The 13345-nt window shown below is 66.5% G+C and carries 10 protein-coding genes; 7 read left to right on the top strand and 3 right to left on the bottom strand.

Annotated features, from left to right (window positions below; all coding sequences use genetic code 11):
- Positions 1-97: 97 nt before the first annotated feature.
- From R2733_18665 to R2733_18650, 4 genes are all read left to right on the top strand, one after another.
- Positions 98-1255: a serine hydrolase domain-containing protein gene (locus R2733_18665; GenBank protein MEZ5378534.1), complete on the top strand. Its 1158-nt coding sequence runs from the start codon at positions 98-100 to the stop codon at positions 1253-1255.
- Between the two features lie 57 nt (positions 1256-1312).
- Entirely contained in the window at positions 1313-2974 is a 1662-nt protein-coding gene (locus tag R2733_18660; GenBank protein MEZ5378533.1) for a PEP-utilizing enzyme, read from the top strand.
- A gap of 61 nt (positions 2975-3035) precedes the next feature.
- Positions 3036-3158 (top strand): hypothetical protein, encoded by a 123-nt coding sequence (locus R2733_18655; protein MEZ5378532.1) that lies wholly within the window; start codon positions 3036-3038, stop codon positions 3156-3158.
- Between the two features lie 3 nt (positions 3159-3161).
- Entirely contained in the window at positions 3162-4307 is a 1146-nt protein-coding gene (locus R2733_18650) for an MFS transporter (protein ID MEZ5378531.1), read from the top strand.
- Here R2733_18650 and R2733_18645 read toward each other — a convergent pair.
- The gene (locus tag R2733_18645) at positions 4297-5373 is read right to left on the bottom strand and encodes a hypothetical protein (protein MEZ5378530.1); all 1077 of its coding nucleotides are present in this window, start codon (positions 5371-5373) and stop codon (positions 4297-4299) included. The genes R2733_18650 and R2733_18645 overlap by 11 nt on opposite strands.
- A 316-nt stretch (positions 5374-5689) precedes the next feature.
- Between R2733_18645 and R2733_18640 the strand changes: the two genes are divergently transcribed.
- Together R2733_18640 and nspC are read left to right on the top strand one after the other, a co-directional pair.
- Entirely contained in the window at positions 5690-6925 is a 1236-nt protein-coding gene (locus tag R2733_18640) for a saccharopine dehydrogenase family protein (protein ID MEZ5378529.1), read from the top strand.
- A complete protein-coding gene (gene nspC, locus R2733_18635) occupies positions 6922-8109 on the top strand; it encodes a carboxynorspermidine decarboxylase (protein MEZ5378528.1) in 1188 nt (395 codons plus the stop codon). Before R2733_18640 ends, nspC begins: the two co-directional genes overlap by 4 nt.
- 52 nt (positions 8110-8161) lie before the next feature.
- On the opposite strand, the gene R2733_18630 is transcribed toward nspC, so the two are convergent.
- Positions 8162-10762 carry an Hsp70 family protein gene (locus R2733_18630; GenBank protein ID MEZ5378527.1) on the bottom strand — a complete coding sequence of 867 codons (2601 nt, stop codon included), beginning with the start codon at positions 10760-10762 and terminating at the stop codon, positions 8162-8164.
- A 64-nt stretch (positions 10763-10826) separates the two neighbouring features.
- On the opposite strand from R2733_18630, the gene R2733_18625 reads away from it, so the two are divergent.
- Positions 10827-12080: a cytochrome P450 gene (locus R2733_18625; GenBank protein ID MEZ5378526.1), complete on the top strand. Its 1254-nt coding sequence runs from the start codon at positions 10827-10829 to the stop codon at positions 12078-12080.
- 12 nt (positions 12081-12092) lie between these two features.
- Here the strand turns inward: R2733_18625 and R2733_18620 are convergent, their stop codons facing one another.
- Complete coding sequence (locus R2733_18620; protein MEZ5378525.1) at positions 12093-13319, bottom strand: serine hydrolase domain-containing protein; 1227 nt, start codon at positions 13317-13319, stop codon at positions 12093-12095.
- Positions 13320-13345: the final 26 nt, after the last annotated feature.

The raw sequence follows: 13345 nt of genomic DNA, 5'->3' as shown, positions 1-13345 counted from the left end.
GACACCGTCCGCCCGCCGCCTGCAGGCCAACTGGTCCGAGTCCCACCGTCGAGCCGATCGTCTTGCTGGGCGGACCGCGTCAGGGGAGGATGCACACATGCGCGACTTCGACCAGATCCTGCAGGCCGGTATCGAGCGGGGGGCTGCTGCCGGCGTGAGTGCGGTGGTGGTGAACCGTGAGGGCACGATCTGGCAGGGGGCCGCCGGTGAACGGTCGCTCGGCGGTGGCGACCCGATGACCACCGACACCGTCGGCGCCATCTTCTCGATGACCAAGGCCATCACGAGCACGGCGGCCATGCAGTGCGTCGAGCGGGGGCAACTCGAGCTCGACACACCGGCGAGCAAGGTCCTTCCCGAACTCGGAGATCCCCACGTCCTCACTGGGTTCGACGACGACGGCCAACCCGTGACTCGGCCCGCGGCCGGCGAGGTCACGCTTCGTCAGCTCCTGACGCACACCAGCGGGTACACGTACCCCATGTGGGACGCCAATCTGCTCCGCTGGTACCAGGCCACGGAGACACCGTTCATCGGCACCGAGACGAGAGCCTCGCTGCAGACCCCGCTCGCGTTCGACCCCGGCACCCAGTGGGCCTACGGCATCGGAACCGACTGGGTCGGGCTCCTCGTGGAGGCAGCGAGCGGTCAGACGCTCGGTGAGTACTTCGCCGAGCACGTCACCGGTCCGCTCGGCATGACCAGCACCGTCTTCGAGGCAACGCCCGATATCGAGAGTCGTCTCGCCGCGATGCACCTCCGACTCGACGACGGCACCCTCAACCCGGTCGACCGTCCTCGCCCACAGGACCCGGAGTTCGAAGGTGGCGGTGGTGGGCTGCGTGCGTCGATGGAGGACTACGGGCGGTTCATCCGCATGTTCCTCAACGACGGCGAACTCGACGGGGCCCGGATCCTCTCCCCCGACACGGTCGCGCTGATGGTGACCAACAACATCGGCGACCTCCGGGTGAGCAAGCTCGAAACCGTGATGCCCAGTCTGTCGAACGACGCCGAGCTCTTCCCCGGCGACGAGAAGACGTGGGGCCTCGCCTTCCAGATCAACGAGGTGGCTGGCTTCACGGGCCGGCCGGCGGGCACCGTCATGTGGGCCGGCCTCGGCAACAGCTACTTCTGGATCGATCGCGAAAACGGGATCGGCGGCGCCTACCTGTCGCAGATCCTTCCCTTCGTTGATGAGGGGTCGATCGACCTGTTCTACGAGCTGGAGCGTGCGGTCTACGAATCGCTCTGACCGTGGAAGGCCCGCTGGCTCGGGCGCGGGCACGAACCGAGTGCTTGAATACTCGCCATGACGACGTTCGAGCCTCCCGGTGCCGGACAGTGGGACCTCGACCGGTCACACTACGAGGGCGGCATCACGCGCATCAGTGATCGCGTGATGGGTGACGGCGCCCGCAACGCCTATCGCACGTTGTTCACCGAGATGGGCATGCCAGCCGACACAATGGACATCCGGTCCGTCAACGGCTTCACCTACACCCGGGTCCGCCCGCTCGTCAGCGCCGATCGAGACACCGGACGGCCGCCACCGGCAATCGTGATCAAGCTACTGACCCGTCTCCACCCCGAGTTCCGGCGGAGGGCCAAGCGAGCCGAGGCCACCCTGGAAGATTCGGGTTTCCAGCAAGTGGTCGACGAATGGCGGACCATCATCAAGCCCCGGTTGATCGCCGAGAACCTCGAGCTGCAGTCGGTCGACCTCGGTGCCATGAGCGACACCGAACTTGCTGATCACCTCGAGCGGCTGGTCGCCCGGCTCGCCGCCCTCTACGAGGAACATCATCGGCTCCACGGCTACGACCTGGGCCCCATCGGCCAGTTCGTCGTGGCCAGCCGGCGCTGGAACCTTCCCGCCGACGACGTCCTCGCAGCATTGGCCGGCGCGTCGCCGTCCACCACGGAACCGCTCAGCACGCTGGCCGAGATCCGTGAGGCAATCGACGCCGCCGGTGCGAAGCCGACCTCGCTCGATCAGGTGCGGGCGGTCTCGCCGCACGCCGCATCGCTGCTCGACGCATACCTCGAACGCCACGGTTCCGTGCTCTACACCTCGTACGACCTGGACTCGCCCACGCTCGGCGAACGACCCGAGGTCATCCTGTCGTCGATTCTCACCGCCCGCCGACCTCCCGACCTCGCCGACCGGGCGGCCGGGATCGCCACCGGCCTTCGGGCCCGTGTGCCGGCCAACGAGCGGGCGAGCTTCGATGATTACCTCGCCGACGCGCGAGCGGCCATGGACATGCGCGACGACAACGGACCGGTGACGGTCGAATGGCCGGCCGGGTTGCTGCGCCTTGCGATGCTCGAGGCCGGTCAGCGACTCGTCGCATCGGGCTGCGCCAAGAGTGCGGACCACATCTTCGAACTCGATGGAGACGAGCTCCCTGCCCTCGTGCGCTCAGGGGTCGGGCCAACGCCCGATGAGCTCGAGCGACGAGCGAACGAGCGGGCGGCGCAAAAACTGCTCGACCCGCCACCCACGCTCGGCCCACTGCAGCCGCCACCGCCACTCGAAGCCCTGCCGACCGCGATGGCCACCCTCGTCGATCTCGTCAACACGATCATCGCCGAGCTCGGGATGTCAGCGGCGATGAGAACGACCGACGACGATTCGACAGTGCTGCACGGCACCGGCATCGGGAATGCACCGTTCACCGGGATCGCTCGGACCGCCGCCAACGCCGAGGAAGCCATCGATGCCATGGAGCCCGACGAAGTCCTCGTGACTCGCACGACGTCGCCCGCCTACAACCTCGTGCTCTCGATTGCCGGCGGGCTCGTCACGGCCGAGGGTGGACCGATGTGCCACGCGGCCGTCCTGTCCCGGGAACTGGCGCTGCCTGCAATGATCGGCGCTGCGTCGTGCCTGGAGCGCATCCGAACCGGAGACCGCATCGAGGTCGACCCAACCGCCGGCACCGTTCGTCTGCTCGACCGGGCCGACTGAGGCGGTCGACGCGCCCTCGAGGGAGCGCCCGACCACGCATCGACCCCACTAGCGTTGCGGCGTGAGCGTCGACGAAGACCAGGTCGCGAGCGCCGGCGTCGGCCGCCCGATGCGCACCGGACCGTTCTCACACTACGCATGGGTCATCCTGACAGTGGCCTTCGTCGGCCTGCTGGCCTCATAGGGCGTGCGCCTTGCGTTCGGTGCGTTCGTCGAACCGTGGGAGGAGAGCTTCGGCATCAGCCGCGGCACGGTGGGCGCCGTCTCGCTCGTCAGCTACCTCGTCTACGGCGCGGCGCAACCGATCGTCGGGCGTTACGTCGAACGCTTCGACATCCCAAGGTTGTTCGCCGGCGGGCTGGCCATCGTTGCGCTCGGCCTGTTCCTCACGAGCCAGATCACCAACTCGGCGCTGCTCTTCGTCTGCTTCGGGCTGATCGCCTCCGTGGGCTTCGGCGTGGCCGCCAGCGTCACGGCGTCCGTGCTCATCGCCCGTTGGTTCGTGGCCAAGCGTGGCATGGCCTTCGGCATCCTCGAAGCCGGATTCGGCGCCGGACAGCTGATCTTCACGCCCGCCGCTCTCTTCACGATTCGCCACTACGGCTGGCGACCGACGATGACCGGCTTCGCGCTGGTCATCGCGTTCGGCGCCATCCCCCTCGTCCTCACCTTCCTACGCAATCGACCGAGCGACGTCGGACTCACCCCGCTCGGCGGCGTCGACCCCTACGTCGCTCCGGAGATCCACGGCCACCCGCTGGCCATCCTCGCCCGCCGCGAGTTCTGGATGCTCGGGGTGCCGTTCTTCGTCTGTGGGATCACTACCACCGGGATGATCGACACGCACCTCATCCCGTTCGCCCACAGCCACGGCAACAGCGACGCCATCACCTCCGCTGCCGTCGGAACGCTCGCCGTCTTCAACATCATCGGCACCGCTGGTTCCGGCCTGTTGGTCGACCACTACGACCCGAGGCGCATGCTCGGTGTGCTCTACGCCGTGCGAGCGGTGTCGCTCGTGATGGTGTTGTCGCTCAACGAGGGCTTCTGGCTGGTCGAGTTCGGTGTCGTTTTCGGCATCGTCGACTTCGCCACGGTGGCACCAACCCAGACCCTCGTCGCCCGCTACTTCGGAGCGGAGACTCTCGGCTTCGTCTTCGGGCTCATCCTGGCCTCGCATCAAGTGGGCTCGGCGCTCGGCGCGTACGTCCCCGGCCGTCTGTTCGACGCCACCGGGGACTACCGCGCCGCATTCGTGGGCGCTGCGCTCCTCCTGGTCGCTGCCAGTGCCCTGTCGTTCACATTGCCCGCTCGGCAGGTCACTACTCGCTGAAGCTGCAGTACTGCACGAGACCGCCCTCGACGATGCAGCGCAGTGCCGACGTCGGCTGGTCGACCCAGGAGAACTCGTTGCCGCCGAAGCTTGCGCTCGCCACGCCGATGATCACATCGGGATCCGGGGACACCGTCAGATCGGCACCGTTCGAGGCGTTGTTGCGGTCGCCCGACAGTGAGGCCTGCGCTGCGGTGTCACCCCGCTGGTAGGCCTCGATGAACTTGGTCCCGATGCTCGCGACGTCGCCACCCGGTCCACGAGCCTGCAGTTCGGCGCAGGCCAACTGGTCGTTGGAGATCAAGCAGTCCTCGGCGAGGAAACCGGATGGGGCCATCGAGTAGCTGTTGCCCAGACCGTAGTTGTCGTCGGGACTGCCGATACCCGACACCGTGAGCAGATCGCACGACTGCTCGCCACCGTTGTAGATGCAGTCGATCTGCGCCAGGGTGACGTCGAAATCGTCCTCTCCCCCACCAGCCGCTCCACCCGCAGCGTTGCCGTCGCTCTCCTGGCCCATGTCGGTCTGGCCTGCGAGGTACCGAGAGTTCACATAGCCGCCGGTGGCCAGCAACGGCGTGTTGACGAACCACCACACGCTCCCGTCGCCCAGCACGACACAGTCGAGATCGTCGGCGAAGATGTCGACGATCGTGCCGTCGGGCAGCACGTCGATCCGCTGTTCGTCGGAGCCCGGCAGCAGGCGGGCGACGAGCCCACCGTCGGGATCGTTGGCCGGGATGTTCGACACCGAGTACACCTGTCCCGGCGTTGCCGCCTGTGCCGACGAGCAATTGCCGAACGGAATCTCCCCACTCGCCGCCGCAGCGGTGACCGCCGCGTCCTTGGCGGGCGCCGTGACATCGCCATCGGTGTCGGCGCTCGTGGTGGAGCTGGTGTCGGCCGCCACGGTGGTGCTCGATGAGGCGTCGGAGGCGAGCGTCTCATCGGAGGATGAGCCACTCCCGCCGCAACCGGCGATCAGCAGGGCCGATGCCGCCACGGCAAGCGCACGGGACCGCGTCGGCAGGCCTGGTCGTCGGACCGTTGGCAGGTTGATGGTCATGGCAGTCACTCCTCGGTGTCGGTGTTGTTGTCGCCCTCCTTCGGACCGTATGGGTCCGCCACCCCCGACTTCTGTGAGCAGGTTCACAGAGCGCGATCAAACGCCCCGCTCCACCCCGATCTGTGCGTCAAAGTTCCCGCTGCCGGTGACTTCGACGCACAGAACGGTGGGGGGCGGTGTGTTTGGCGCACAGAAGCAGACGGCAGGTGAACTCTCGTGCCCTCGCGACGGCAGCGGGTCGCACAACCGGTAGCGTTGCTCGTTCGGTCTCGCCGACGGTCGGCGTGCCCCTCACCGAGATGTTGAAAGGCCTTCGTTGGAAAACATCCTGATCATCGGCGCCGGTGGCGTCGGTCGAGTCGTAGCCCACAAGTGCGCCCAGCTGGAAGAGGTCTTCCCCCACATCACGCTGGCGTCACGAACCAAGTCCAAGTGCGATCAGATCGCCGCCGAAGTTCTCGAAAAGACCGGCCGCACGATCGACACCTCTGGCGTCGACGCCGACAGTGTCCCCGAATTGGTGGCACTGTTCGAACGAGTCAAACCGTTCATGGTCATCAACGTGGCCCTGCCGTATCAGGATCTGACGATCATGGATGCCTGTCTCGAAACCGGCGTCCACTACCTCGACACGGCGAACTACGAACCACTCGATGAGGCCAAGTTCGAGTACTCGTGGCAGTGGGCCTATCAGGATCGCTTCAAAGAGGCCGGGCTCATGGCCCTGCTCGGATCGGGATTCGATCCGGGTGTCACCAACGTGTTCTGTGCCCATACGGTCAAGCACCACTTCGACACGATCAACACGGTCGACATCCTCGACTGCAACGGCGGCGACCACGGCTACCCGTTCGCCACCAACTTCAACCCCGAGATCAACATCCGCGAGGTCACCGCCAACGGGCGCTATTTCGAGAACGGCGAGTGGGTCGAGACCGCCCCGATGCAGTTCAAGCGCACGTTCGACTTCGACGCCGTCGGTGAGAAGAACATGTACCTCCTCTACCACGAGGAGATGGAGTCGCTCTCACAGAACCTGCCCGGCGTTCAGCGCATGCGGTTCTGGATGACCTTCGGAGACGCCTACCTGCGCCACCTCGAAGTGTTCAACAACATCGGCCTCGACTCGATCGAACCCATCATGTTCGAGGGTCGTGAGATCGTGCCCCTCCAGTTCCTGAAGGCGCTCCTGCCCGACCCGGCCTCGCTCGGTCCCCGCACGGTGGGCAAGACCAACATCGGCTGCATCGTGACCGGCACCAAGGACGGCGGCGACCCGTTCACCCGCTACGTGTACCAGATCTGTGATCACCAGGAGGCGTACGCCGAAACCAACTCGCAGGCGGTCTCCTACACCACCGGCGTGCCGGCGATGATCGGGGCCAAGCAGATGATGACCGGGGTCTGGATGGAGCCCGGCGTCTGGAACGTCGAACAACTCGACCCAGACCCGTTCATGGCCGACCTCAACGCCTACGGTCTGCCGTGGACCGACATCGAGTTCCGTCCGCTCGACGAGGTCGCCCCGGCCGAGGAAGCGGTGCAGGCATGATCGCGTCGCTGAACCCCATCGCCCTCCGCACTGCCGAGGAAGCCCAGCACATCGCCGAGTGGATGCACGATGTCCCCTCGCCGTCGTTCGTGCTCGAGGAGAACAAGCTCCGCCAGAACCTCGAACTCATGGCTCGAGTCCAGGCCGAATCGGGCGCCAAGATCATCTTGGCCCTGAAGGGCTTCGCCCAGTGGTCGGTGTTCCCACTCGTCCGCCAGTTCCTGCCCGGAGCGACCGCCAGCTCGCTCTACGAGCTGCGCCTGTCGGCCGAGGAGTTCGGTGGCGAGAACCACATCTACTCCGCCGGCTACCGGGCCGACGAGTTCGACGAGATCGCCGGCCTCGCCGACCATCTCGTGTTCAACTCGGTCGGCCAACTCGACCGCTTCGGCGACACTGCTCGGGCCAACGGCGCATCCGTCGGGCTCCGGGTGAACCCCGGGGTGTCCGAGGTCGAGTTCGAGCTCTACAACCCGTGCCGGGCCGGATCTCGCCTCGGCACCCGTCCCGAGTTCATCGACGACGACGTGTTCGACCGGATCGACGGCATCCACGCCCATGCCCTTTGCGAGAGCGACGTCGACGCCACACTCCGGTTGATGGAGGCGCTCGAAGCCAACTTCTCCCACGTGCTGCACAAGATGCGTTGGGTCAACCTGGGCGGCGGCCACTTGATGACCCGTCCCGGGTACGACGTCGACACCCTGATCGACGGACTTCGGGCCTTCCGCGAGCGTTGGGATGTCGAGCTGTATCTCGAGCCGGGCAGCGCAGTTGCCCTCAATACCGGCGTCCTCGTCGCGACCGTGCTCGACATCGTCGACACCGAGCTCGACCCGGTGGCGATCCTCGACATCTCGGCAACTGCGCACATGCCCGACGTGCTCGAGCAGCCCTACCGTCCCGAGGTGGTCGGAGGTCTCATGCCCGGCATCGGCAACCACACGTACCGCCTCGGTGGCGGCTCGTGCCTGGCCGGCGACGCCATCGGCGAATACTCCTTCGTGTCGCCACTCGAGATCGGCGACCGTCTCGTCTTCGAAGACCAGATGCATTACACGATGGTGAAGACCACGATGTTCAACGGGGTCAACCATCCGGCGATCGTCGTGCAACGCGAATCCGGCGAGCTCGACGTCGTTCGTACATTCACCTACGAGGACTTCCGAGACCGGCTGTCCTGAGCGGGTTCGTACCGGTTGGACCGGTGGTGGGCGGCCTGCCGCTCGCCACCGGTCAGCCGAACGCGACGATCGAGTCGCGCAAGTGGACGAACACGACCTCGCCGGCGGTGGTCAGCTGGAAGCTGTAGTCGTCCTCGGCGCCGATCGTGCCGACGTTGCTCTGCCACAACGGCTCACCATTGCGGGCGTCGAAGGCGACCAGGTTCGATCCCTCATCGATCAGGTAGACCCGGTCGTCACCGGCTCGAATCAGATCGAGACCCCATCCGAGATTGGGAAGACGCTCCTCCCAACGCAGGCTTCCGTCCGTCAGGTCGACCGCGTAGAGCGCATCCGAATCTGACAGCAGGCCGTAGAGGTACTCCTCGTCGACGGTGAAGCCCAACGTCAACCCCTGGGCGACACTCCAGCGAGCCTCTCCGCTCTGGAGGTCGAATGCGTCGAAGTCCGTCCGTCCGGTCGCTCCGCCGATCACGATCACCCCGCCGGCGACCGCCTTCACTGCTTGGCCCGTGACATCGACGGTCGACCACAACCGCTCGCCACTGCGAAGGTCGCGCACGACCAGGAGACCGTCGCCGTAGACAACGAACACGCCGTGATCGCTCGCCGTCGACGGAGCGAACTCCGGCGCCGGGTCTCGCTGCTCCCAGAGCGGTTGGGCGGCGGCGAGATCGTACGCCGACGAGATCAGCTCGGTGCCATCGTGCCAGCTGGTGACCACGACATTGTCCTGCAGGACGGCCGACATCAGCGGGGTCATCCCCACGTCGACCGATGAAGAGGTGATGTCGAGCCGCGACTGCGGGTTGCCCGTCGTGAGATCGATCAACACCGCATCGAGTCTCAGCGGCTCGATCGCCTCAGCGTCGTGGACCAGCGGATCCACTTGGAACAACCCGACCACTGCACCGTCACCGACGAAATACGCGTGGAGGAAGTCGATCGTCTCATGACGCCAGACCTCGGCGCCGGTCGATGGGTCGATGGCCGTGAGCCGCGAGAGGTAGCGGTCGCCGACCTGTTCAGCTCCGGAGGCGACGAGCACGCCACCGGAGCCAACCGGTGTTTGGAACATGCCGGGGACCTGGTTCTGCCACAGTTGCTGGGGCAGGCGAGAGGGACCGCTGTCGGCCAGAGGTAGGCCGAAGGCACTCGATTGGTAGCCATTGCCGACGGGGTTCTCGATCTCGAACCCGGTCGATGGCACCTCGCCGGTTGCCTCACGCTGGTCGGTCTCGCCATCGTCGGATGCCTCGACGCCGCCGGTGGCCGATACGTCGTCACCGCCGGCGTCGCGATCGCCGATCAGCTGCCACACGCCAACGACGGCGAGCACGAGCACCGCCAGTGCGCCAACGAGGAGCAGACGGCTCGACCTCGTCGGTCCGCCCCCGGCCACGACGTCGACCGGCTCGACGACGGCAGCGCTGTCGCCGGCGGGTGGGAGCGACGGGGGCTCCGCCGCAGGTGGAGGCAGCTCGGCGGCCGTTGGTGCGTCCGCCGACGTCGCCGCAGCGGCCACCACGAGGGACCGATCGTCGACCAAGGATGGCGACTCTTCGTCGAGGTCGGCGCTGGAAGGTTCCGGCGGGGAGGAGGCCACGACGGCGCCGAGGGCCACGGCGTGTCGAGGATTGGTCGCCGAGGCGATCGGGATACCGAGACGGGAGGACAGCCGCTCGGCGACGAGCGGGACGCGTGAGGTTCCTCCGACGGGAACGATCACATCGACCTGGCCACGGGCGATCCCTGCGGTGTCGATCGCCTCCTCGAGGCTGTCGACCGCGCGATCGATGAACGGCCGGGCGAGGGTCTCGAACTCCGAGCGAGTGAGACGGACCTGCGTCTGGCGCCCCTCCAGCATCACGGGCACGACGGTCGAGGAGTCGAACGAGAGCTGTTCCTTGGCCCCGATCACGTCGTCCCGCAGTTGCACGACGGCCGCGAGCGTGGTCGGCGTATCGGGCAGCTCGGCGAGATCCAGATCGAGCGTGTCGACCACGTGATCGAACAGGGCCTGATCGAGATCGACTCCGCCCAATCGCTCCAGCCCGATGGCCCGGCCTTCCACTTCGTAGGACGACGGATCGGTCCGCCGGACCAGTGCCGTGTCGAAGGTGCCCCCTCCCAGATCGAACACGGCAGCCAGCTGCCCGACATCGAGTCGCCCGGTGCTCGCGGCGAAGCGCGCCGCGGCCTCGGGCTCGGGAAGCAACTCGACGGAGTCGAGGCCGGCGAACGCCGCCACCTCACGCATTCGATCGAGCCGGTAGTCACCCCACGTGGCCGGGTAGGTGAGCGTGACACCATCCGGGTCGGTGCCTCGCTGCTCCCGGGCACTGGCGATTACGTGTCCGAGGACCTGCGCAGTCAACCACTCCGGCGTGACCGACCGGCCACCGACCAGCATGGGAGTCGTGTCGCCCATGCGCCGTTTGAACTCTCGGGCGACCGTTCCCGGCTCGATCCTGGCCCGGCGGTGTGCTGCCTCGCCGACGAGCACACCGTCGTCGGTGATCGCCACCACCGACGGCATGTCATGCCCATCACGGCCGAGCGACACCATGGTGGTCGAGGTCGAATCACGAGTGGCGGCCGTGGTCGTGCACGTCCCGAGATCGACGCCCAACCAATACCCGTCCCCCTCCATTTCCCCTCCTCGCCGGACCCAAACTAGAACAGGGGCCGATCGACGGCAACGAGAGGCGAACGGCATGGACAGCACCGAACTGCGCTCGGCAACGACACCCAACGGCGGCGATGCCCACCTCTATCGCTACGACGAGTCCCGCACCGTGCACCGCACACCCGAGCATCCGGTGCGCGACGGTGTCGAGGTCCTCAGCCTCGCCTTCAACGCCGATCCCTTCGAGCACATGCGCTGGATGCGGTCCAACGCCCCGATCTACTGGGACGACATCTCAGGCCTGTGGGCCGTCACCACCCACAAGCTGATCAGCCACATCGAGGCCGACTGGGAAACCTACTGCAGCTCACTCGGCTCCCGACCGACCAGCTCGGTCCCCTCGATGATCAATGCCGATCCACCCGATCACACTCGGCGCCGCAGCATCGTCAGCTCGGGCTTCACCCCTCGCCGGGTCGCCGACCACGAAGCCTTTCTCCGGGAGACCGTGACCGAACTGATCGACAACGTCATCGACAACGGCACCTGTGACTTCGTCGAGGACATCGCCAAGCCGATCCCACTGCGCATGATCGCCAAGCTCATGGGCCTCCCGATGGCCGACGAGAAGAAGCTCCTCCATTGGTCCGATCTGTTCGCCACCGGCGGCGAAGAGATCCGCTCCGAGGTCGAGGTCGCGGTATTCGAGTGGATCGAGTACATCGTCGAGAAGATGGCGACCCGAACCGACCCGGCGGCCGAAGACCTCATCAGTCTTCTCATTCACGTCGACGGTGAGCCGCTGTCGACCGAGGACCTCATCTACGAGACCATGCTCATCCTCGTCGGCGGCGACGAGACGACACGCCATGTGATGTCCGGAGGCCTCGAAGCACTCCTCCTCCATCCCGAGCAGATGGCGGCGCTACGGGCCGACCGCTCGCTCCTCCCCAACGCCATCGAGGAGATGCTGCGTTGGGTCACACCCGTGCGCAACATGAACCGAACCGCCACTCGCGACGTCGTGCTCGGCGATCAGCAGGTCCTCGAGGGCGACCGGCTCCGCCTGCTCTATCTGTCCGGCAACCGCGACGAGGCCATGTTCGACCGCCCCGACGAGTTCGACATCACCCGCGAAGCCAACCGGCACATGGCCTTCGGCGGCAACGGTCGGCACTTCTGCCTCGGCGCCCAGCTCGCTCGCCTCGAACTCCGCGTTCTGTTCGAGGAGGTCCTCGACCGCCTGCCCGACCTCGAGCTCGTCACCCCGGGCGTTGCCCAGCCCGAGCGAGCCGGCAACTTCGTGCTCGGGATCGAGCACCTCCCGGTCCGCTGGGGCTGAGTGGTTGGAGGCTCAGAGCAGGGCGCCGTACACCAATGCCTTGAGCTGGTCGGGGAAGTTGAAGGTGCCCGATGGCAGGAGCTGGGTCATGAACACCACGGCCAGCTCCTCGACGGGATCGACCCAGAAGGTGGTCGAGGCGGCGCCACCCCACATGAACTCGCCGGCCGTCCCGGCGACGCCGGAGGCAGCTGGGCCCTTCGACACGGCGACCGTGAGTCCGAAGCCGGTGCCGGTGAAGCCGACCTCGCCGTAGCCCATCGGCAGGGCGAAGTCGGCCATCTCCCCGTCACCCTGCAGGTGATTGCAGGTCATCAGCTCGAGCGTCTTGCGACCGAGGATGCGTTCGCCATCGAGCTCGCCGCCGTTGGCGAGCATGGCGATGAACCGCAGGTAGTCGGCGGTGGTGCCGACGAGCCCTCCGCCGCCATTGAGCAGCTTGGGCTTGCGGAGGTAGGTGCTCGCCTCCGGATCATCGGTGAGCACCAACTCCTTGCGAGCGTTGCGTCCGTAGCAGGCGGCGAATCGGCCGACCTTGTCGGCGGGAACCCAGAAGTCGGTGTCGACCATGCCGAGGGGCTCGAAGATCGCCGTACGGAGATAGTCGTCGTACGCCATGCCCGACATGATCTCGACCAGGCGAGCGCCAATGTCCATCCCGTGGGAGTACAGCCAACGAGTCCCGGGCTGGAAGCGCAGCGGCCAGTTGCCGAACTCCTTCGACATCGACTCGAGGTCGTGGTCGGCAAGCCAGTTGCGATCGCCGATCACGAGGTCTTGATTGCCCGGGCCGTACCCGATGCCCGAGGTGTGCGACAGGATGTGGCGGATCGTCGGCGGCCGGTCGGCCGGCACCACTCGGGTGCCACCCTCGCCGTCGGGTTCGGCCACCGTCATGTTCTTCCACTCGGGAATCCAGCGATCAACGGCGTCGTCGAGCTGGAAGTGGCCCTGTTCGTAGAGCGTCATCATGGCCACACCGGTGATCGGCTTGGTCATGGAATACAGCCGCCAGATCGCGTCGTCACCCACCGGCACCGAGCGCTCACGATCCTGGAGACCGAAGCTCTCGAAGTAGCCGACGGTGCCACCGCGCACGATCGCCATCTGCGCGCCGGCGATCTTGCCGGGATCGAGATACCGGCTACGCAGATGCGCCCCGATCCGCCCGAGGCGCCCTTCGTCAAGACCTGCCCCCGCTGCGTCCACCTTCACCCTGATCCCCCGATCGTCGGTCACCCCGATATGGGGTCACCGACCGACCC

It is taken from the genome of Acidimicrobiales bacterium (assembly GCA_041394265.1).
In the GTDB taxonomy this organism is placed as follows: Bacteria; Actinomycetota; Acidimicrobiia; order Acidimicrobiales; family SZUA-35; genus JBBQUN01.
This window is presented reverse-complemented; position numbering and strand designations above follow the sequence as displayed.